The organism is Streptomyces sp. enrichment culture (assembly GCF_964273145.1).
Lineage (GTDB): Bacteria > Actinomycetota > Actinomycetes > Streptomycetales > Streptomycetaceae > Streptomyces.
In genome coordinates, this window is sequence record NZ_OZ186873.1 from 5,067,728 (window position 1) to 5,086,690 (window position 18,963).

The 18,963-nt window shown below is 72.6% G+C and carries 19 protein-coding genes; 9 read left to right on the plus strand and 10 right to left on the minus strand.

All coding sequences use genetic code 11. The features are described 5' to 3' along the window. Positions 1–141: 141 nt before the first annotated feature. Complete coding sequence (locus ACSU6Z_RS22830; protein ID WP_437048262.1) at positions 142–1,008, minus strand: YihY/virulence factor BrkB family protein; 867 nt, start codon at positions 1,006–1,008, stop codon at positions 142–144. Between the two features lie 301 nt (positions 1,009–1,309). Then, positions 1,310–1,483, minus strand: a complete 174-nt coding sequence (locus tag ACSU6Z_RS22835; RefSeq protein WP_437048264.1) for a CsbD family protein — start codon at positions 1,481–1,483, stop codon at positions 1,310–1,312. A gap of 137 nt (positions 1,484–1,620) precedes the next feature. Here ACSU6Z_RS22835 and ACSU6Z_RS22840 point away from each other — a divergent pair, with 137 nt between their 5' ends. Further along, positions 1,621–1,791, plus strand: coding sequence for a hypothetical protein (locus tag ACSU6Z_RS22840; protein WP_029382409.1), 171 nt, complete (start codon positions 1,621–1,623; stop codon positions 1,789–1,791). 417 nt (positions 1,792–2,208) lie between these two features. Here ACSU6Z_RS22840 and ACSU6Z_RS22845 read toward each other — a convergent pair whose 3' ends face one another. Beyond that, a complete protein-coding gene (locus ACSU6Z_RS22845; protein WP_437050434.1) occupies positions 2,209–2,508 on the minus strand; it encodes a S8 family serine peptidase in 300 nt (99 codons plus the stop codon). Between the two features lie 159 nt (positions 2,509–2,667). On the opposite strand from ACSU6Z_RS22845, the gene ACSU6Z_RS22850 reads away from it, so the two are divergent. The 4 genes from ACSU6Z_RS22850 (at position 2,668) to ACSU6Z_RS22865 (ending at position 7,270) form a co-directional block, all read left to right on the plus strand. Then, entirely contained in the window at positions 2,668–3,960 is a 1,293-nt protein-coding gene (locus tag ACSU6Z_RS22850) for a PP2C family protein-serine/threonine phosphatase (protein WP_437050436.1), read from the plus strand. A 219-nt stretch (positions 3,961–4,179) separates the two neighbouring features. Beyond that, on the plus strand, positions 4,180–4,563 hold the full coding sequence (locus tag ACSU6Z_RS22855; protein ID WP_437048265.1) for a hypothetical protein: 384 nt from the start codon (positions 4,180–4,182) through the stop codon (positions 4,561–4,563). A gap of 5 nt (positions 4,564–4,568) precedes the next feature. Beyond that, positions 4,569–5,597, plus strand: coding sequence for a hypothetical protein (locus tag ACSU6Z_RS22860; RefSeq protein WP_437048267.1), 1,029 nt, complete (start codon positions 4,569–4,571; stop codon positions 5,595–5,597). Continuing rightward, a complete protein-coding gene (locus tag ACSU6Z_RS22865) occupies positions 5,594–7,270 on the plus strand; it encodes a hypothetical protein (protein WP_437048268.1) in 1,677 nt (558 codons plus the stop codon). Before ACSU6Z_RS22860 ends, ACSU6Z_RS22865 begins: the two co-directional genes overlap by 4 nt. Here ACSU6Z_RS22865 and ACSU6Z_RS22870 read toward each other — a convergent pair. Beyond that, on the minus strand, positions 7,254–9,050 hold the full coding sequence (locus tag ACSU6Z_RS22870) for an APC family permease (protein WP_437048270.1): 1,797 nt from the start codon (positions 9,048–9,050) through the stop codon (positions 7,254–7,256). The two genes, ACSU6Z_RS22865 and ACSU6Z_RS22870, sit on opposite strands and share 17 nt — an antisense overlap. A 376-nt stretch (positions 9,051–9,426) precedes the next feature. Here ACSU6Z_RS22870 and ACSU6Z_RS22875 point away from each other — a divergent pair, with 376 nt between their 5' ends. After that, a complete protein-coding gene (locus ACSU6Z_RS22875) occupies positions 9,427–10,518 on the plus strand; it encodes an acyltransferase (protein WP_437050438.1) in 1,092 nt (363 codons plus the stop codon). 64 nt (positions 10,519–10,582) lie between these two features. Here ACSU6Z_RS22875 and ACSU6Z_RS22880 read toward each other — a convergent pair whose 3' ends face one another. Next, positions 10,583–11,995 (minus strand): polysialyltransferase family glycosyltransferase, encoded by a 1,413-nt coding sequence (locus ACSU6Z_RS22880; protein ID WP_437048272.1) that lies wholly within the window; start codon positions 11,993–11,995, stop codon positions 10,583–10,585. A 3-nt stretch (positions 11,996–11,998) separates the two neighbouring features. Then, positions 11,999–12,964 (minus strand): glycosyltransferase family 2 protein, encoded by a 966-nt coding sequence (locus tag ACSU6Z_RS22885; protein WP_437048274.1) that lies wholly within the window; start codon positions 12,962–12,964, stop codon positions 11,999–12,001. 360 nt (positions 12,965–13,324) lie between these two features. On the opposite strand from ACSU6Z_RS22885, the gene ACSU6Z_RS22890 reads away from it, so the two are divergent. Both ACSU6Z_RS22890 and ACSU6Z_RS22895 read left to right on the plus strand, forming a co-directional pair. Then, entirely contained in the window at positions 13,325–14,146 is an 822-nt protein-coding gene (locus ACSU6Z_RS22890; RefSeq protein WP_437048276.1) for a helix-turn-helix domain-containing protein, read from the plus strand. Further along, positions 14,143–14,328, plus strand: coding sequence for a DUF397 domain-containing protein (locus tag ACSU6Z_RS22895; RefSeq protein ID WP_437048278.1), 186 nt, complete (start codon positions 14,143–14,145; stop codon positions 14,326–14,328). Before ACSU6Z_RS22890 ends, ACSU6Z_RS22895 begins: the two co-directional genes overlap by 4 nt. A gap of 322 nt (positions 14,329–14,650) precedes the next feature. Here ACSU6Z_RS22895 and ACSU6Z_RS22900 read toward each other — a convergent pair whose 3' ends face one another. Next, entirely contained in the window at positions 14,651–14,782 is a 132-nt protein-coding gene (locus ACSU6Z_RS22900) for a hypothetical protein (protein WP_437048279.1), read from the minus strand. Positions 14,783–15,121: 339 nt separating this feature from the next. Here ACSU6Z_RS22900 and ACSU6Z_RS22905 point away from each other — a divergent pair, with 339 nt between their 5' ends. Then, entirely contained in the window at positions 15,122–16,126 is a 1,005-nt protein-coding gene (locus tag ACSU6Z_RS22905) for a hypothetical protein (RefSeq protein WP_437048281.1), read from the plus strand. A gap of 54 nt (positions 16,127–16,180) precedes the next feature. On the opposite strand, the gene ACSU6Z_RS22910 is transcribed toward ACSU6Z_RS22905, so the two are convergent. From ACSU6Z_RS22910 to ACSU6Z_RS22920, 3 genes are all read right to left on the minus strand, one after another. Next, positions 16,181–17,305: an amidinotransferase gene (locus tag ACSU6Z_RS22910; protein WP_437048282.1), complete on the minus strand. Its 1,125-nt coding sequence runs from the start codon at positions 17,303–17,305 to the stop codon at positions 16,181–16,183. Between the two features lie 244 nt (positions 17,306–17,549). After that, entirely contained in the window at positions 17,550–18,200 is a 651-nt protein-coding gene (locus tag ACSU6Z_RS22915; protein ID WP_437048284.1) for a CoA transferase subunit B, read from the minus strand. Continuing rightward, positions 18,200–18,955 (minus strand): CoA transferase subunit A, encoded by a 756-nt coding sequence (locus tag ACSU6Z_RS22920; RefSeq protein WP_437048285.1) that lies wholly within the window; start codon positions 18,953–18,955, stop codon positions 18,200–18,202. The genes ACSU6Z_RS22915 and ACSU6Z_RS22920 overlap by 1 nt, the downstream gene beginning before the upstream one ends. Between the last annotated feature and the right edge of the window lie 8 nt (positions 18,956–18,963).

The following is an 18,963-nucleotide window of genomic DNA, read 5'->3' on the forward strand; positions in this document are numbered from 1 at the left end:
ACGCCCGCCGTGAACCCGGGCGGACGTCGGCGATGGACGAGGCTCCCGCCTTCCCCGCTCCCCACGGCGGGCGTCCTGCCGGGCCGAATCCCTGACCCCGGATGTCCGCCCCGGCGGATCGAGCCCGGTGGCGGAGGCGTCTCATTCCCCTCGCGCGGGTTCCCCCGGTGCCGGCTTCATCAGCTCCGCGTTGAACTGGGCGCCGATCAGAAGGGCCAGGTTGGACAGCCACAGCCAGACCAGGAAGACCACGGCGCCCGCCAGTGAGCCGTACAGGCGGTGGTAGGTGCCGACATGGGCGGTGTAGAAGGCGAAGCCGAGTGAGGCGGCCAGCAGGAGCACCACCGCCAGCGTGCCGCCGGGCGCCATGTTCCCGACGGGGCGGGAGGACGCCGGACCCGAACGGTACAGGACGAGCACCAGGGTGACGGCGACCATGGCCACGACCGGCCACCGCAGCGTGTCCCAGACGTCCTGCGGCCCGGTACCCAGCTGCAGCGCCCGGCCCAGACGCCGGGCCAGGCTCCCCGTGACGAGCAACGCGAGGGTCGACGTGAGAAGCAGGGAGATCAGGACGAGGGCCGTGACGATGATGCGCGGAGCGGTGCGCCACACCGGCCGGTGCGAACCGACTCGGTGCATGGCGTGCAACGCCCGGCGGAAGACGCTCAGGTAGCTGCATCCCGACCACAGGGCTCCCGTTCCTCCGAGGAAGATCAGCGTCCACGCGGCCGACGACTGTCCGGCCATCTGCCGCAGGGTGCTGCGCAGCAGCGCGCGGGATTCGGCCGGGGCGGCCTGCGCTATGCGGTCGATGACCTCCGGCTGGGCCGTGGGCATGGTCAGGCCCAGGATCGACAGGATCACCAGGAACAAGGGGAACAGGGCCAGGACCGCGTAGTAGGTCAGCGCGGCGGCCCAGTCCGTGACGTCGTCGTTCCAGACGGCCGCCGGTGTCCGGCGCAGCGCCGCCCACCAGCGGGCCCCGTGGCCGTCTCCGTCGTCCATGACGCGGGTGCTTCCGCCCTTCGGTCGATGCGCGTATGACCGTACGCGTTCCGGGCCGTCGGTCCGGCCGGTGGAGGGACGCGGCGGGGCGGGCTTTCGGCCCCCGCCTCCCTCGGCCGCCGCGCGACGGGCACAGCCGTCGACGCGCCCCCGTGTGTCCCCAGGGGACACACGGGGGCGCGCACTCGGCGGCGACCCGGATGACGATCCGGAACGAAACGTGATGATGCCGCTGAGGAGGGGCGACCCCGCAACCGGGCCGGGCCGGCCCCTTCTCGGATTGCCGGTGGGGGAGGAGCGGTCAGCGCTTGAACGCGTCCTTCGCCTTCTCCTTGGCCTCGCGGACGTCACCCGTGCTCTTTTCCGCCTGCCCCTCGGCGGCCATCCGGTCGTTTCCGGCAGCCCTCCCCAGGGCTGCCTTTACCTTGCCCTCGGCCTGCTCGGCCTTTGCCTTTGCCTTCTCGCCGGCGTTCATGGGAGAGCACCTCCTGATAGGTCTTTCCGCTGTCGCGGTAACCCGCTTGTGCCCCGGGCTTCCCTTTACAAACAAATCGTCTTGGGCGAGTAAGGGAGGGTGTGCGGGGCAGATGAGTGTGCAGGAGGTCGATAGACATGGTTCCCTTGCTGCTGGTTCTGCTTCTTGCGCTGATCCTTTTCGGTGCCGGCTTCGCCGTCAAGATCCTCTGGTGGGTCGCCGTCGCCGTTCTGGTGCTGTGGCTTCTCGGCTTCGTCATGCGTTCCACCACGGCCGGTGGTGGCCGCGGCCGCTGGTACCGATGGTGACCTGACCCGCGCACCCCCTCGACACGGGGGCCGGCCGACATGTCGGCCGGCCCCCGTGCGCGCGTCGGACGCGTGGATGGCCGACTCGTGGCCGTACGGCCCCGCGCACCGGGCGGCACTTCGCCCTTACCGGCCCTTCGGCGACGTGTCGCGCTCCGCGGGCGTTTGCCCGCTCCGGGCGTGATCCTTTCGACCGCGCCCGTTTCCGGCGGTCACACCACGGTCACGTGTGGTGCGGAACGGCACGAAAGATACGGCGGATCGCCAAGAGCCCACCTTCCCGAGGTCCGCGGCTTGGCGGCCGACGTCTTTCAGGAGGTCGTCGAGGCGCTCGACGTAAAAATGTTCACCTGTTTATCCCCGGGAACGTCAGGATCCGCCGGAAAACGTCCCCCCTTTACGGCCCGCAGTACGAATTCAGAATCGGAACGTCCCCCGGCCTGGAAAGCACCCCCCTCGGGGGGGCGGGAAAGCGGCCCGCACTGCCGCATCAGCGTCGATCGCGCCGTAGCCGGGCAGGGCACTCCCACCGCCGACGGGAGGGTGGGCCGTGGTGGTCAGGACGTCGTTCACCTGTGCCGGGGTCAGCTCGGGATTCCTCGCCCTCACCAGCGTGACGACGCCTGCGGCCGGCGCACACGCCGGTGAGGTGCCGTCTACCCGCTCGCAGCCGCCGGTGCTCTTCGCGCTCGCGAGGCCGGCGCCGGGCGCGGGCAGGGCGCACCGCGGCGGACGGCCGTGGCGCGGGACTCGGCCCGCGCGGGTGCGTCAGAAGGGCGGCCGGGCAGACGGAGTGTGTGCCGGTGCGCCAGTGGGGCCGAGGCGGGAAGGAGTGCTGCGGTGAGTGACGTGGAGCGGGACGCGGGCGGGCGGCGGATGCTGGCCGGGCTGCTGGCCGCCAGCCACCTGGTGCCACTGGAACTGCTGCCGGCGAAGACGGCCGAGCACGCGCAGGCGGCGGGTTTCTCCCAGGTGCTGATCTACCTGGGCGACCTTCAGCGCAGGGTGCTCCGGCTGCTGACCGGCAGGGGCCTCGACGCCGGGCGGGGGGCGGACGACGAGGACGCCGAACTGAAGGTGGAGGGGACGCTGGCGGGGCGGGCCTACCAGCTCGGGCATCTCGTGCCGGGTGGCCGGGCGGAACCGGGAGGGGGACGGGCGGTGGCCAGGCACTGGTGGGTGCCGCTGCTGAACGGCGCCGAGCGCCTGGGCGTGCTGCGGGTCACCACCGGGAGGGAGGACGAACGGGTCAGGGAGGACATGAGCAGCCTGGCCTCGCTGGTGGCGCTGATCGTGCACAGCAAGCACGGCAGCAGCGACTCCTTCACCCGCCTGACGCGCAGTCGGCCGATGAACATCGCCGCCGAGATGCAGGTGCATCTGATGCAGCCGCACTCCTACGCGGACGGGCGGGTGGTGATCTCCGCTTCGATGGAACCGGCCTACCAGTCCAGCGGGGACGCGTTCGACTACTCCACCGCCGGTGACGTGGTGCATCTGGCGATCTTCGACGCCATGGGCCACGACACGGCGGCCGGGCTGAGCGCCAACCTGGCCATGGCCACCTGCCGCAACACCCGCCGCCGGGGCGCCGGCTTGGTGGAGATCACCGAACGGATCGAGGAAGCGCTCATCGAGCAGTACGGGCGGCAGCGCTACGTCACCGGCATCCAGGCCGACCTGGACACCTCCACCGGCGTGCTGTCCTGGGTCAACCGCGGCCACCACCCGCCGATCCTGATCCGCGGCAACCGCGGTCACACCGTGCTCTCCAGCCGCCCCGCCCACCCCATGGGCACCGGCCTGGGCCTGAAGGCCACCGTGTGCCGGGAGCGGCTGGAGCCGGGGGACCGGATCGTGCTGTACACCGACGGCATCATCGAATCCCGCACGGCCGGCGGCACCGAGTTCGGCCTGGAGCGGTTCACCGACTTCATCCTGCGCCACCAAGCGGACGGCCTGCCCGTTCCCGAGACGCTGCGCCGCCTGACCCGCGCCGTGCTGGACTACCACGACGGACGCCTCCACGACGACGCCACCATCCTGGTGTGTGAATGGCTCGGACCGGCCGGATCCACCGCCCAGGCGGCGGACCTCGTCGGCATCCACACCCCTCGGCCGCTCCAGTCCGTCCCGGACCCGGAGCGAGGACAGGGGGGAGCGCCGTGAGCGGCACCCGCGAGACACCCCCGACCGGGACCCGCGCGCCCTGCGGTGGGAACGCGGGATCCGCGGTTCCCGTCGGCGTCCCCGGCGCGGCGCCGCCACCGGGGAGGCGCAGAGGTGTACTGACCCGGTAACGGGCGTCCGCTCGCCCTCGCGCAGCCGGTGTCCGGCCTGGCAGAGTGGACGGGTACGTCGCACCGCAGCGGGGGAGGCACGGGAGAGATGACGGCGACGATCTCCGTGAGGATCGAGGGGCCGGTCGGGCTGGACGAGCCGGAGGAACTCCTGGAGGAGCTCGGGCGGGAGACGGGACTGACCTGGCGGCTGGAGACGGCCGGGCGGGACGGCACCCTCGACGGGGGCCTCGCCGTCGTGCTGCTGGAGGCCGTGCTCGGCGGGGCCGTCGGGGCCGTGGTGCAGGCCACCGCGCAGCGGGTGATCGAGAACTGGCGGGGCCGCAGGCTCGACCCGCCGCCCGTCACCATCGTCGTCGTTCCGCCCCCGCAGTCCGCGCAGTCCGCGCAGTCCCCGCAGGACCCGCAGTCCCCGCAGGACCCGCAGTCCGCGCAGGGCTCCGGTGGCCCCGCCGCCCCCGAGGGGAGCTGACCGGCATGGCATCCCGGGCGTTGGTGATCGGGGTCGGGACGTACGGCCCCGACTCCGGCATAGAGGGACATCCGACGATCGAGGCGAGCGCCCGCGCGTACGGGACCGCGCTGGCCCGGGACCCGCGGTGGGGCGCCGCGGCCCGGTCCCGGGTGCTGGAACCGGACCGGACGCGGACCGCGGACGGCGTGATGCGCGCACTCCAGGAGGCGGCGGCGGCCGGCGAGGGGCCGGAGGACACCCTGCTCGTGGTGTACGTCGGGCACGGCGCGTACTGGCAGGACGTGCCGGGCGGCCAGGTCCACTTCGCGGTCGGTTCCTCCCGGAGCAACGAGCCCTGGACCTGGCTGTCCGCCTGGTACGTGTACCGGGCGATCAGGAAGAGCAAGGCCGGCCTCAAAGTGCTCATCACCGACTGCTGCTACTCCAACATGCTGCCCCACCTCGGTGCCGAGTCCGCCCTGCCGGGCGCCCTCGGCACCCGCTCCGAGGGCACCTGCGTGCTCACCGCGGTCAGCGGCAGCGTCCACAACGCGTCGGCCGACGCCTGCCAGAACCTCCCGTCCCCCCTCGACACCTGCACGCCGTTCAGCGGCCACCTGCTGAACGTGCTGGAACAGGGCATGCCCGACCACGCCGGCGACCTCACGCTCGGCGCGCTCCGCGCCGGCGTCGACGAGGGCATGCAGGCGTGCGGCGTCCACCACTCGCCCCGGATGCTGCTGAACGACGCCTCCGAGGCGGCCCCGCTGTTCACCAACCACGCCAAGGGCCGCCGGCCCCGGGCGCGCGCCCTGGACACGGTGGAGGACTGGGTCCGCGAGCTGCTCCTCAACGGCGAGCGCAACCTGCCCGCCCTGATGCGGCGGCCGGACCTCGCGGGCCGTGTGGTGGTGCGGCTGAGGACCGGGGACGAGCAGCACCGCGACCTGGCCCGCCGGGTCGACCGGCGGGCCGGCGAACTGCTGACCAACCCGGCCGACTTCGTCCGGTACTGGGGTGAGATCGAACCCGCGCTGCTGGGCGGCGGATGACCGCCCCCGAAAGCGCCGAGGGCGCCCGCCGCACCGACCACTTGTTCCAGCCGGCCGTGGCCGAGGCGCTGAACGAGGCGTACGCCTGGGTGGCGCGGATCCCGGTCCGGCAGTTCGAGGCGATCCTGCGCAAGATGCGGAGGGAGAAGGGCGGCGAGGCGATGGCGATGCGCGCCCTGTACGCGTTCGCCCTGCGCCGCCCGGTCGAGCAACTGGTCGCGGCCGCGCGCGACTTCGATCCGCGGGACGCGGTCATGCTGATGGCGACGGCGGCCCTGTCCCGGCCGGTCGGGGAGGCGGCCGAGCTGGCCGTGCGGCAGCAGGAGGAGGAGTCCGGCAGCGAGCGCGCCCCGGTCACCGCGAGCATCCTGCACGACGTGGCCTGCCAGCGCACGGTGTTCGACGTGGCCGTGTTCGTTCGGGTCCTCGACGAGCGGCGGCCCGCGCTCGCGGAGCGCACCGTGAAGGTGTTCGCGAGCCCCGGCTCCGGCCGCACCAACCTCGACAAGGCGCTGCTGTACACCGCGCTGCGCGACGAGGGCTGCCACCGCCAGGCCGACCGGCTGCTCGAACTGACCCTGCAGGCGATCGCCGACAGCGCACCGGGCGCCGCCGGACACGGCGAGGAGGGCGAGGAGATCGCCGACCTCGCGGGCGCGTTCCAGCACCTCAGCCCGGTCGGGCAGGTTCTGGAGCGGTGGGTCGGGGAGCGGCTGAAGGCCTCGGACGCGACCCAGGTGGCGACGACCCGCCGGTGGGTGGCGAAGCTGATCGCCCGACGCGGTGACGGCCACGACTCCCTCGCCCGGTACATCGGCCGCACCGCGCACCCCCGGCACGTGGTGAGCCTCTGCGCGCTGCTGGCGAGGGAGGAGGAGTCCGCCGACAAGTGCGCCCTGGTGCGGCGCCACGCGGCCGGGCGCGAGCGCATCCAGGAGCTGGCGGCGCTGGTGTCGTACTGGCACAAGGAACCGGTCCTGACCCGCACCACCCGGCAGTTGCTGACCGATGTCGTGGCCGGCCCCTCCGTCCCCGGCTCCGCTCCCCGTTCCCTGTACGAGCTGCAGCAGCTCGACGAGTGGCTGCAGCTGGAGGACGCCGACCCCGAATGCTCCCGGCTGTTGCGCCAGGTCGCCGCCGTGCACGTCGAGGGGCGCTCCGGCGCCGACCTGGTGGCCCTGCTGGGCCGCGTGGAACGCAGCCGTGAGCGCAGCCGGGCCGCGCAGGAGGCGGGGTACCGGCTGGCCACGGCCGTCATGGCCGCAGGCGCGGACCGGGACCGGTTCGTGGACTGCCTGCGCGCGCTGCACAAGGCCAGGCAGTCGGTCGCCGTGCACACGGCCTGCCGTGAACTCTCGGAGCCGTCCCCGGGGACGGCGGCCGACGCCGCGCTGGTCGCCGATGTCGCGGGACGCCTGCACCGCGCCGGACTGCACAAGGTGGCCTGGACCCTGCTCGAACGGTTCCTGGAGAACGAGCAGTTGGTGACCCCGTCCGATGTCGTCCAGGTCGTGGACGGGGTGCTGGCGCTGCCGCTGCCCGACGCGGAGCTGCTCCTGCGCGCCACCGTGGGCCGCTGGTCGGACGTCGGCCACCGCGACGACGCGGTGGCCGAGCTGCGGGCGGCCGGGCGGTCCGAGGCGGCGGAGTGGGTCATCAAGTCCCTGCGGTGACGGGCGCCTGCCGGGACTCGCGGCGGGGAGCGGGCAGGGTGGGCGGTACGGCCGCCATGTAGCGGCGGGCGGCCCGGACCATCAGCGGGAACACCACGGCCGCCGACAGGGCGGCGATCAGCCGCGTCACCAGGGCGGCCTCGTCGCCCAGGACGTCCCGCAGCAGGGTGCTCCCCACGAGTACCGCCAGGTACGTGAGGAACAGCAGCACCGGCCGTACCGCGGGGTCCTTGCGCACGGCGAAGCGGGAGACGTGGTCCCGTGCGTCGTAGCGGCGCAGCAGGCGCCCGGCGAACGGCAGGTCGCGCCTGGCCAGCCAGGGCAGCCCGAGCAGCAGGGCCGAGCCGATCCCCACGGCGGCCATGCCCCGCCACACGTCGGCCCACCCCGCCTCGTGGATCACGACGGCGATCGCGACGAAGGCGGCGTAGGAGAGGACGCCGTGCACCGCCCGGCGCGTCCGCCGGAACCTCCGCAGTTCCAGCGCGGCCAGGACGACGCCCGGCATGGCGTACACCACCAGCGTCGGCACGCTGTTGAGCGCGACCAGCTTCTCCCAGTTGCCCTGCACCACGGCGAGCAGCACCAGGCTGATGGCCAGGTTGACCAGCAGGATCATCCAGTACGCGTCGATCTCGGCGCCCCGGAACCGGAACGAGGCCCGGCGCGCCGTCTGCAGCCCCCGGTGGGTGAGGTGGGCGCGGCTCAGCGCGGCGACCTCACGGGTCAGGGCGTGGGTGAAGACCAGTCCGGCGCCCATCGGGGACAGCACCGCGTTCAGCCGGACCAGCCAGGCCAGCCAGGTCATCGACGCGGCCACGGCGAACTGGGAGTACGGGGACTCCAGCATGTTCCCGGTGAGTCCGTCGCAGTGCCTGTCGAACACGTACTGCAACGCCGTGTACAGCGCGAACGCGCCGACGAGGGTGCCGTACACCGCCCACCGCAGACGCGCCGCCTCCCCCATGCCGCGCCGTTTGACGTTGCCGGCGAAGTCCAGCGGGGCCTGGAAGCCGATGTACGCGTAGATGACGGCGCCGCCCAGCACCACGTACAGCGGTGACAGGCCGTCGGCCTGGTCCTTCAACTGCTGGGAGCTGCCCGGGCGTTCGCTGAAGTACCACGCTTCCCCCGGTGGGCAGCCCTCGGTGGTGTCGAACGCGGCCAGCCCCAGGAAGACGACGATCAGCACGGGGATCAGAACCTTCACCACGGTGACGAAGAGGTTCAGCCTGATCAGCCGGCGCGGCGGCAGCAGGTTGAGCCCCGAGATCAGCACCAGGAACGCGATGGCCCACAGGCCGCCCGTGAAGGAGAGGTCGTTGGCCTGCTCCATCCGCTGCGTGGTGAGCCCGTCGACGTCCTTCAGCGCCTCCCCGTTCTGCAGCAGCGAGGGGAACCAGTGGGCCAGCCCGCGGACCATGGCCGCCGCCTCGCTCGCCGGGTTCACGGCGTACCCGATCCACAGCCCGGCCGCCACCACCGTGGCCACGAGCGGCCCGGCGGCCTGCAGCGGGAGGAAGATCAGCCCGCCCGTCTTGGGGACGGCGATCCCCAGCTCGACCATCACGGCGGCGATCAGCAGCATCAGCGCCCCGCCGACCACCCAGGCCCACAGGGCGTCCTCACCGGTGGCCCAGTGGGCGTGACCGGCGGCCAGCAGCCATCCGGAACCGATCACACCGCCGGCGGCGAGGCCCACGAGGTCCAGGGCGGAGAGTCGGCGCTGCTCGTCCGCGTCCCCCGCCGAGCCCGCCGGTGCCGCGCCCCGGCTGTCCACGCACCTCAACTCGCTCCCCCCTTCACCGGAGTTTCGGTGGAGCCAGGCTAACGGCGCGGGCGGCGTCGGAGGCGGTGAACGGCACCGGTGGTCCGGCGCATCGCGCCGCCCGGCGAAGCGCGCGGCGCCCGCCGGGCCGGACGCGCCGACGCGGTGCTCCCCCAGCGGCGTTCACCAGAAGGTCACGCGCACGTGGCCGATGTTCACCCGGAGTCGGTCCCCGCTTCCCGCGGCCTCCCCTAGCCTGCAGCGATGTGCGTCGCGCGGCGCCGTAAACGTGGACGCGCGTGGCGCAGACATTCGATTCCCGGGCCCGGCCGGACACCGGCGGGCCCCGCGTCCCGTCCGGGAGTGACCCCCCATCGCCGCCGAGCCGATCACCGCCGCCGACCCCGCGCACACCCCCGCCCCCGGCGCCCCGGGGGCGCCCGCCCCGCGCCCCCGGGGCGAACACCGGTACGACATCGACCTCATCCGGGTCCTGGCCTCGATCGGCGTCATCGTCTGCCACGCCGCGGGCCTGCTCATGACGGCCGTGGACCGCGCCCCCGCGGGCGGGCGGCCCGTGTACTGGACCGCACTCGCCGGGGACGCGCTGAGCCGGTGCGCCGTCCCGCTGTTCTTCGCGATCGCCGGCTGGGTCGTGCTCTGCGGGGCGCCGCCCCGGGACGGCGGGCAGATCCGCAGGCGGCTGGTGCGCATCGTCGTGCCGATGGGCGTGTGGACGGTCGCCTACCTCGTGTGGGCCCGGGCGCGCGAGACCACCTCCGATCCCGTGCGGCAGCTCGCCCGGGACGCGGTGTTCGGCTCCGTGCGGCCCGCCTTCCACCTGTGGTACCTGTACGCCTACGTCCCGGTGATCCTGCTGCTGTCGGTGGCGGTCCTGCTCAGGGCCGGCAAGCGGCCCTGGGGCGCGGGCGCCGTCCTCCTCGGCCTGGCCCTCGCCCCGACGCTCCTGGGCGACCTCGCGCGGCTCCTGGACGTCCGCATGCCCCCCTTCTCCTGGCAGTTCGGCGTCTACCAGGTGGTGTACGCGGTCGCCGGCGCCGCCCTGCTGTCGCTGCCCCGCTCCGCCCTCGCCGGCCGCGGACGGCGCCTGCTGTGGCTGGCCGGCGGAGTGTGCGCGTGGGGGGCGGTGGTCGCGTACGAGCACCGGGTGCACTTCCCCGGCCCGTACGCGTCGGCCGTGGTGGCGCTGCTGGCGGGGACCTTGCTGATGGCCCTCAACCGGATCAGGGTGCCCGAGCGGCTGCGCCCGCTGCTGGGCCGGCTCGCCGGGGTCTCCTTCGGCGCCTACCTGGTCCACCTGATGTTCCTGGAGGCCCTCGCCCCGCACGTGGTGTCGGCGGGGGCGGGCTGGCCGGGCGCGCTGGGCGCCCTCGCCGGGCTGACGGCGGCCACGGTCGTGCTGTCGTTCGCCGCCGCCCTGCTGTGGACGCGGCTGCGGCTGGCCCGCTGGCTGGGCTGAGCCGGGCGCGGAGCGCCGGGGCCGGGGAGGGGACCGGGGGCGGGAGGCGGGCTCCCGCCCCCGGTCACTTTCCGGTGCCGCGCCGAACCGCCCTGCGCACCACGCGCCTGGCCCGCCTGACCTGGAGCTTCGCGCGCACCTGCGGGCGGCTGCCGGGGAGGTTGAGCTCGGCCAGCCGCAGCTCGGGGAAGTAGTAGCCGGGGGTGGTGGCCAGGTTGTCCCGCAGCCAGGCCGCCGTCGGCTCCCGCAGCTGCGCGTACGTCGTCGGCTGCATGCAGAAACCGATCGCCCGGACCAGCGGTGACAGCGACTCGGGGGCCGCGCCGACGGGGGCCGGGTCCTGCCCGCGCTCCAGGTCGGGCACCAGGTGGTCGACGACGGCCAGCGGCACGCGGTTGCTGTTCGGGTACGGCTTGAGGCGCTCCATCACCAGCGCGGTCCCCACCCGGGCGACGGGTATGCCGTAGTAGGCGGAGGCGGTCACCATCGCCGTGGAGAAGCAGCCGACGACGAGTTCGGGGCCGCAGTGGTGGTACAGCGTCTCGGCCAGCAGGGGCGCGTCCAGCACGGTGAGCCGGACGCCCGCGTCCGCCGCCGCCTTGCTCAGTGCCGCCGTGTAGCCGGCGGGAGCCGTCGGGTGGGGCTTGAAGACCACGGACCGGTGCCCGGCGCGCGCGGCCCCGGTGAGCATGCGGACGTGGAGGTCCTCTTCCTCCTCCGGGCTCAGGATGTTGATCGCCGCCAGGTACTGGCCCAGGAGCACGGCCGTCGGCGCCTCCTCCAGGACGGGCGCCAGCCGCGGGTCGTCCGCCGCGTCCCGGGAGATCTCGTCGAGCACCTCGCGGAACGCCTCGTCCGGGACGACCTCGGGGCCGACGCCGTACTCGGACAGGAGCATCGGGGTCAGGCCGGGGACCAGGTCGAGGTGGAGCAGCCGCCGGATGCGGCACGCGATGGTCAGCGGCAGCTTCTCCCGGGTGGGGCCGTAGCTCATCAGGCCGTCGGCGTACACGTGGACGGCGCTCTCGGAGAAGATCCCCGCCAGCGCGCGGGCCGGGTTGACCTGGATCGACTCGACGGCGAGCTCGACGGGGTCCCGCGCGTCGATGTCCCAGGCCAGACGGAACGCCTTCTGCCACAGCGCCGTGTCGTTCCCCCGCGGGCCCCAGGCGCTGGGGTGGTACGGGCTGATCGCCTCGTTCCAGTCGACCACCGAGTCGAACCGGCCGGCCAGGCGCGCGTACCCGTGCATCTCGTCCAGGCGCAGCGCGGCCTCCGGTACGGCGGCGTTGTTGGAGACCAGCAGGATGCGCCGGGCCTCGTCGCGCGGCCCGAACAGGCCCGCGTCGAGCGCCGCGGCGAGGGTGGCCGCTCCGTACAGGGTCGAGACCTGGAAGATCTGGGTCTTGCGCGGCGTGCCGTGCGCGAGGGCGCGGGGCGTGCTGGTGGACGCGTCGAAGGGTATGTCGAGGGGCATGGATCAGGCAGCCTTCCGCCCGTCGCGCAGGCGGCTGAGCAACCTGCTCCGAGTCGTGTCGATGGTCCTGAGGGTCTCGGCGAGCACCTGCTCGGGCATGCGGTGGAGCGCGGCCCTCGCCTCGTGCCGCAGCCGCTGGGCCGCCGAGGCCTCGTACTCGTTCGCCTTGCCGATGTGGAAGGCGATCATCGCGCAGTAGGTCCGCACGGCCTTGGGGAGGAAGCGCTCGGCCTCCGGGTCCTCCTGCAGCTCCCGCAGCAGCGTGTCGTAGGCCGGGATGAAATCCAGCTGACGGGAGTCCTTGATCTGGGTGAGCGAGGTCGCGACCCCCCGGCGGTAGAACACCCCGTGCAGACCGAGGGACGCGTACGTCCTGGCCTTCAGGTGCAGGCGCCAGATCCACAGCCGGTCCTCGGCCGTGCGCAGGTCGGTCGCGAATCGCATTCCACCGTCGTCGAAAAGGTGCCGGCGGTATATTCCCGCCCAGACGAAGGGGTAATCGACCATCGTCTCCATGTGGACCGGCGCTATTCCGTCGCGCGGATCCATCACCGTATTGCGCATGCGGGCCGCGGGCCGCCGGATCACCCGCTCGGTCCCGGTGGCCTGGACGTGATCGGTGCGGGCGAAGTCGCAGCCCAGCTCCTCCGCCGCGCGCACCAGCTCGGCGAGATGGCCCGGACCGTACCAGTCGTCGCCGTCGAGGAACGTGATGAACTCGCCCTCCGCCGCGTCGATACCGCTGTTGCGCGCCTGGGCGATGCCCATGTTCTCCTCGTGCCGGATCACCTTGACGCGGGGGAGTCTCTCCGCCCAGCGGTCGATCGTCCAGGGGGTGGAATCCGTGGAGCAGTCGTCGACGAGCAGGAACTCGAAGTCGGGATCCGCGTTGTTGGCGAGACTCCTCAAAGTGCTCTCGGCGAAAGGTCCCACATTGTGCATGGGGACGACGACGGACAGTTTCGGCACGCGGGCCTCTCACAATCGAAGGTCGGAGATTAGAACAGGCTAACTATCCTCACGACGGGAGCGGTGTCGGCCGGGGCGCGAAGAGGTGAATTCCATTCACGGCGGAAGTGAACACTTGGTGGCGCGCGTCCGGGCGGGGAGCCGGGCGGAGGACTTGTGCGCGGGTGTACAGGGGGCCGCGACACTCCCTGTGGCGGAAGGCCGTTCGAGAGCGCTTCCGAGAGGCCGGGTCGGGCGCCGTGGCCCGTACACGCCGGCTTGTACGGGCCGCGGACCGGCCCCGCTCGTAACCCCGCCCGGCCGCCGGGGCGTTGTACGACCGCAAGGTGTGCCACCAGCGCGACAAGGGGGTCGTCGGCCATGGCGAACGGCAGCGCACTCGAACCGTCCGACAGTCTCAGGGCGTTCGGCGCGGCCCTGAAGGCATTCCGCGAACGCGCCCTGCTCACCCAGGAGCAGCTCGCCGAACGGCTCAACTACTCGCACGCCTCCGTCGCCTCCGTCGAGCAGGGGCGGCGGATGCCGACCGCCCAGTTCGTCGAGCGGGCGGAGGAGGAGCTGGAGGCGTTCGGGGTGCTGCGGGCCATGGCCCGGCACGTCGGACGGCGGCGGGGGCTGGCGGTCTGGTTCCGGGAGTGGGCGCAGCTGGAGGAGACGGCGGTGGGGCTGTGCACGTACGAGTGCCGGGTGGTGCCGGGACTGCTCCAGACCGAGGCGTACACGCGGGCCGTGATGCGCAACGTGCCGCCCCCGCCCACCGAGGAGCAGCTGGAGCAGCGGATCGCCGCCCGGCAGGCGCGGCAGGAGCTGCTGCGGCGCACTCCGCCGGTCGCGTTCAGCTTCATCGTCGAGGAGGCGGTGCTGCTGCGGCACACGGGCGGTGAGGACGTCACCCGGGAACTGCTCGACCACCTCCTGGCCTGCACCGAGCTGTGGAACGTGGAGCTGCAGATCATGCCGCTGCGGCAGCCGTACCACGCGGGCACGGACGGGCCGATGCAACTGCTGGAGACCCCTGAGCGGCAGTGGCTGGGGTACGCGGAGGGGCAGAAGACCGGCCAGCTCGTCACCGACCGGGAAGCGGTGAGCGTCATGCAGATGCGCTATGCCAAGATGCGCTCACAGGCCCTGTCCCCGGCGGACTCGGCGGAGTTGTTGCAGCGGATGCGAGGAGCGCGATGAGCACCGTCAGCGAGCTGGACTGGTTCAAGAGCAGCTACAGCGGCTCCGAGGGCGACAGCTGCGTGGAGGTCGCGCACGCGCCCGGGGCCGTGCACGTGCGGGACTCCAAGGACCCGGGCGGCCCGGAGCTCGCCGTCTCCCCGTCCGCCTGGGAGGCCTTCCTGGGACGCGCCGCCCTCTGAACTTCCCCGGCATGCCTCGACTCGCGCGGTGGGGCCGGCCACACGGTGTGCCACACCTGTCACCCGGCGGTGGGTGGAGGACTTCTTCCCCGACGATGTGGCCGGACGCGGAAGTCGCGGAGCCGCGCGAACCGGCCCGTGCGCCGCTGCCCCGGCGGGGCGTCCCCGCGGGGGAGCGTGGACCGGCTCCGGAGGCACGGCCGCTCGGGCGCGGTGCCCGACTGCTCATCCGCCCTCGCAGGTCTTCCGCAGATAGCCGGAGCTTCCCTCGGTCAAAAGGTCCATGTCGCGGCGGCCGACGCTGATCTCGTCGCCCCAGCTGTCACAGACCGCTCGCAGTCCCCCGCTCGGTGTGCTCGATGACCATGACGTGAGGGCCGAACGCGTTGACGTAGCAGATGGTGTGGACGCCGGGCACCGGGGACGCCGTGTGGTCGCCGGTGACGATGTCCACCCCGTCCGGCGGTGCGTGGGCGCCGCCGAGCCGGTGGCCGAATGCGGCGTACGCAGTCGTGGGCCGGACTTGTCGGGACGGCGAAGCCCCGTACCGCGAGCAGTGGCCGGACCTCGTGCATCACCCGGGTGACGGTGGGCCGGCTCACTTCGTGCGGTTCGGCCATCACTGCGTTTCCGGCGCTCGAGAGCGGACGGTGAGATCAGGTCGCCAACCTGCGGATGTGCTCCGCTAATTAAGTCATATGAAACGATGAATGGTTAAGATCATCGGGTGGACATACCCGATCTCAACCGGACCACGGCGGAACCCTTATCGCATGCCGAACCGGAGACACGTGTGCTGGTGTGTCCGGCCTACGGGAGCAGTGAGTCGCGCAAGCACTGGCATGACACCCTCGAACGGGAAGTCACCTTCGTGGAGGAAGGGCTGGCGCGCCACCTGACGACTGGTCAGCTCGACCGTCTCGTCTCCCTCCACCCTGAGGGTGCGGCCCGTTTCTGGGGTGCCACGCCGACCCACGACAAGGCGATGGCCAAGGTGCGCACCGGCGATGTGGCCCTGTTCACCGGGAAGGGCAAGGTGCTGGCCGTGGGCGAGGTCGGCGCCGTGTTCGTCAACGAGGAGTTCGCCGACGCGCTGTGGCCACCCCGACCGGGAGGCAAGAGCTGGCGCACGGTGTACAGTCTGCGCGATTTCGTTCCGGCCGACGTTCCTTACAAGGTGCTGGCACGGCTGATCAAATACTCGGACAACTACATGTTTCCCGGCCAGCTGGTGCTGGAGGGTGACAAGGCGCGGGCCGTCGTCGACGGGCTGCGCATCACCACCCGGACGGTCATGGAACAGCTCGGCCTCGTGGAACCGCCCGTCCTCGGCCCGGTGCCGTCCCGGCGAGCCGGACTGGAACGACAGCACACCCCGACCGTCAGCTTCGAGCGCGCGGCGGCGACGACGCTTTACCGGCGTGAGGAACAGCCGCTGGTGGAGGAGTTCTGTGCCACGCTCACCGTCACCGCCGGACGGTACCGCTGTCCCGTGGGCGTGTGCGACATCTACCTGGAGGGGCCCGACGGCGTCGAGGTGATCGAGGCGAAGAGCCGCACCGCACACGCGTACGTACGGGAAGCCCTCTCCCAACTGCTGGACTATGCCCCGCACAGCCCGCTTCCCGCCGACCGGCTCGCCGTACTGGTGCCCGCCCCGCTCGACGAGCGGGAACTGTCCCTGCTCCACCGGTACGGGATCGACTGCATCCACCGGGTCTCCCCGGGTGTCTTCCAGCGGGTTCCGGCCCCGGACGACAGACGGCGTCTGATGAGAGGACTGTGGACGGCGAGCTGAGTCCAGGGCGCGGCGGCGAGGCGCCCCCGCGACGGTGACGCGCCACCTGCTCACTCAGTCGAAGTACGACTCCAGCCCCCCGCGCCGCCGCACGTCCAGCGTCGCGCAGTGGAACGAGCCGCCGAACGGGGCGTAGTGGAGCAGGTCGCACGGGATCGGTTCGAAGCCCCATTTCTCCAGGGCGCGCAGCATGCCGGTGTGGTGCCGTTCCGCGATCACCCGTTTGTCGTCGACCATGAGGACGTTCATGCTCAGCCACTTGCCGCACATGGACGTGATCTTGAGCAGGCGGTCGTCGACGGGGTCCGGTTCGGGGGCGACCAGGATGTCCCAGGAGCGCAGGACGTCGGGGAGGCGGTCGACGTCGACGTACTCGGGGTTGACCAGGGCCTTGCCGGGGGCGAGCAGGACGAAGGTCGTGTCGATGTGCATGGGGGTGCGGCAGCGGCTCTCGATCTCGTGGATGCGGTAGCCGGGGCCGAGGTGGCGGCGCAGCCAGTCGATGCCCATGCGGTTGGTGACGTTGCTGCGGGTGACGAACAGGTCGCGTCCGGCGCGGACGAAGTCCGCCGCGTCGAACACCGGCTCGAACTCGGTGAGGATGTAGCGCATGGGCTCGTCCGGCCCGGGGACGCGGAAGTCCGCTTCGAAGAGGTCGTCGGTGAGCTGCGGCTTCGGGGCGGACGTCCAGCGGGCGCCGCGCCGGAAGTAGTCCTTGAGGATCGTGCGGTAGGAGTGGGTCTCGAAGTACCGGCACGGCCAGGCCATCGGGGTCTCGATGATCTCGTCGCCGATCACGAGCATGCTGTCACGCGGGCAGGTGTTGCAGAAGCCGCGGGACGTCCAGTCGGGGGTGGAGAAGCGTTTCCCGTGGTCGACGGCGTCCGGGCGGGTGACGGTGACGCCCAGGGAGCGCAGGAGGGTGACGAAGTCGTCGAGCTCCTGCTGGGCCCGCTCCACCAGGACGCGCGGGTACTTGAACCCGGCGGCGAGCCCCTGCAGCCGCGCCGCCCACGGCGGGATGTTGCAGGAGACCACCGGGTGGTCGGAGGGGATCGTCGCACCGTCGAGGCGGCCGACGACGATCTCCTCCAGCGGGTCCCATTCGTTGTGCGAGTTGACCGGCGAGACCAGGGACTCCGCCGCGCTGGTGCCGGTCGTGGTCGACGGCGCCGTCATCGGACGTGGGCCGGGGTCCGCGCCGGGGCGTCACCGTTCGCGCCCGCCGTCGCCGTCGCCGTCAGGGGGCCGGTTCTCCGCGTCACCGCCATGCTCACCGCTTTCGATCGCCGTGCCGACAACGTCCCGCACCGGGTGCGCTACTCACCGTCGCGCGAGGGTGGCGCGCCCGTCAACCGGGCGAGTGGCAGTCGGCGTACCGCGCCGGCCGGGGACGGGCCCGGCCGGCGGTCGCCGCCCGGTGTCAGCGGGCGGCGGCGGGGCCGTCTGGGAGCAGCGGGGCGCCGGTGCGGGCCGCGATGTCCTCGACGGTGACGTCCGGGGCGGTCTCGACGAGGACGAGGCCGTCGTCGGTGACGTCCAGGACGCCGAGGTCGGTGATGACGCGGTGGACGCACCGCTCGCCGGTCAGGGGCAGGGTGCACTCGCCGAGGATCTTCGGGCTGCCGTCCTTGGCGGTGTGCTCCATCAGGACGATGACGCGGCGGGCGCCGTGGACCAGGTCCATCGCGCCGCCCATGCCCTTGACCGTCTTCCCCGGGATCATCCAGTTGGCGAGGTCGCCGCGGGCGGAGACCTGCATGGCGCCGAGGACGGCGGTGTCGATGTGGCCGCCGCGGATCATGGAGAAGGAGAGGGCCGAGTCGAAGAAGGAGGCCCCGGGCAGGACGGTGACCGTCTCCTTGCCCGCGTTGATCAGGTCGGGGTCGACCTCGTCCTCGGTGGGGTAGGGGCCGGTGCCGAGGATGCCGTTCTCGGAGTGCAGGACGACGTGCGTCCCGGGCGGCAGGTGGCCGGGGACGAGGGTGGGCAGACCGATGCCGAGGTTGACGTAGGAGCCGTCGGCGAGCTCGGCGGCGGCACGGGCGGCCATCTGGTCGCGGGTCCAGGCCATCAGGGACGCACCGTCCTCTTCTCGATCCGCTTGTCGGCGGCTTCCGCGGGGCTCAGGTGGACGACCCGCTGGACGAAGACGCCCGGCAGGTGGACCTCTTCGGGGCGCAGGCCGCCCGGGTCGACGAGTTCCTCGACCTCGGCGACGGTGACGCGGCCCGCCATGGCGGCGAGCGGGTTGAAGTTGGCGGCGGCGCGGCGGAAGACCAGGTTGCCGTGGCGGTCGCCGCGCCAGGCCCGCACCAGGGCGTAGTCGGTGGTGATGCCGTGCTCCAGCACGTGGGGGCGGCCCGCGAAGTCGCGGGTCTCCTTGGGCGGGGAGGCGACGGCCACCGAGCCGTCGGCCGCGTACCGCCAGGGCAGGCCGCCCCGTGCCACCTGGGTGCCCACGCCCGCCGGGGTGTAGAAGGCGGGGATGCCCGCGCCGCCCGCGCGCAGGCGTTCGGCGAGGGTGCCCTGCGGGACGAGCTCCACCTCCAGTTCGCCGGTCAGGTACTGGCGGGCGAACTCCTTGTTCTCGCCGACGTAGGAGCCGGTCACGCGGGCGATGCGGCCGGCGGCGAGGAGGACGCCGAGACCGCGGCCGTCGACGCCGCAGTTGTTGGAGACGACCTCCAGGCCGCCGGCGCCCTGCTCGTACAGGGCGCGGATGAGGACCTCGGGGACGCCGCTGAGGCCGAAGCCGCCGACGGCGAGCGAGGCGCCGTCGGGGATGTCGGCGACCGCCTCGGCGGCGCTGCCGATGACTTTGTCCACGGTGTGGG

What these genes read in the sequence shown, in the direction of transcription:
- ACSU6Z_RS22880 (WP_437048272.1), bottom strand. Translation starts at nt 11,995, where the DNA reads ATGCCCCTCGACATACCCTTCGACGCGTCCACCAGCACGCCCCGCGCC.
- ACSU6Z_RS22835 (WP_437048264.1), bottom strand. Translation starts at nt 1,483, where the DNA reads ATGAACGCCGGCGAGAAGGCAAAGGCAAAGGCCGAGCAGGCCGAGGGC.
- ACSU6Z_RS22865 (WP_437048268.1), top strand. Translation starts at nt 5,594, where the DNA reads ATGACCGCCCCCGAAAGCGCCGAGGGCGCCCGCCGCACCGACCACTTG.
- ACSU6Z_RS22890 (WP_437048276.1), top strand. Translation starts at nt 13,325, where the DNA reads ATGGCGAACGGCAGCGCACTCGAACCGTCCGACAGTCTCAGGGCGTTC.
- ACSU6Z_RS22855 (WP_437048265.1), top strand. Translation starts at nt 4,180, where the DNA reads ATGACGGCGACGATCTCCGTGAGGATCGAGGGGCCGGTCGGGCTGGAC.
- ACSU6Z_RS22830 (WP_437048262.1), bottom strand. Translation starts at nt 1,008, where the DNA reads ATGGACGACGGAGACGGCCACGGGGCCCGCTGGTGGGCGGCGCTGCGC.
- ACSU6Z_RS22840 (WP_029382409.1), top strand. Translation starts at nt 1,621, where the DNA reads ATGGTTCCCTTGCTGCTGGTTCTGCTTCTTGCGCTGATCCTTTTCGGT.
- ACSU6Z_RS22860 (WP_437048267.1), top strand. Translation starts at nt 4,569, where the DNA reads ATGGCATCCCGGGCGTTGGTGATCGGGGTCGGGACGTACGGCCCCGAC.
- ACSU6Z_RS22910 (WP_437048282.1), bottom strand. Translation starts at nt 17,305, where the DNA reads ATGACGGCGCCGTCGACCACGACCGGCACCAGCGCGGCGGAGTCCCTG.
- ACSU6Z_RS22915 (WP_437048284.1), bottom strand. Translation starts at nt 18,200, where the DNA reads ATGGCCTGGACCCGCGACCAGATGGCCGCCCGTGCCGCCGCCGAGCTC.
- ACSU6Z_RS22895 (WP_437048278.1), top strand. Translation starts at nt 14,143, where the DNA reads ATGAGCACCGTCAGCGAGCTGGACTGGTTCAAGAGCAGCTACAGCGGC.
- ACSU6Z_RS22850 (WP_437050436.1), top strand. Translation starts at nt 2,668, where the DNA reads ATGCTGGCCGGGCTGCTGGCCGCCAGCCACCTGGTGCCACTGGAACTG.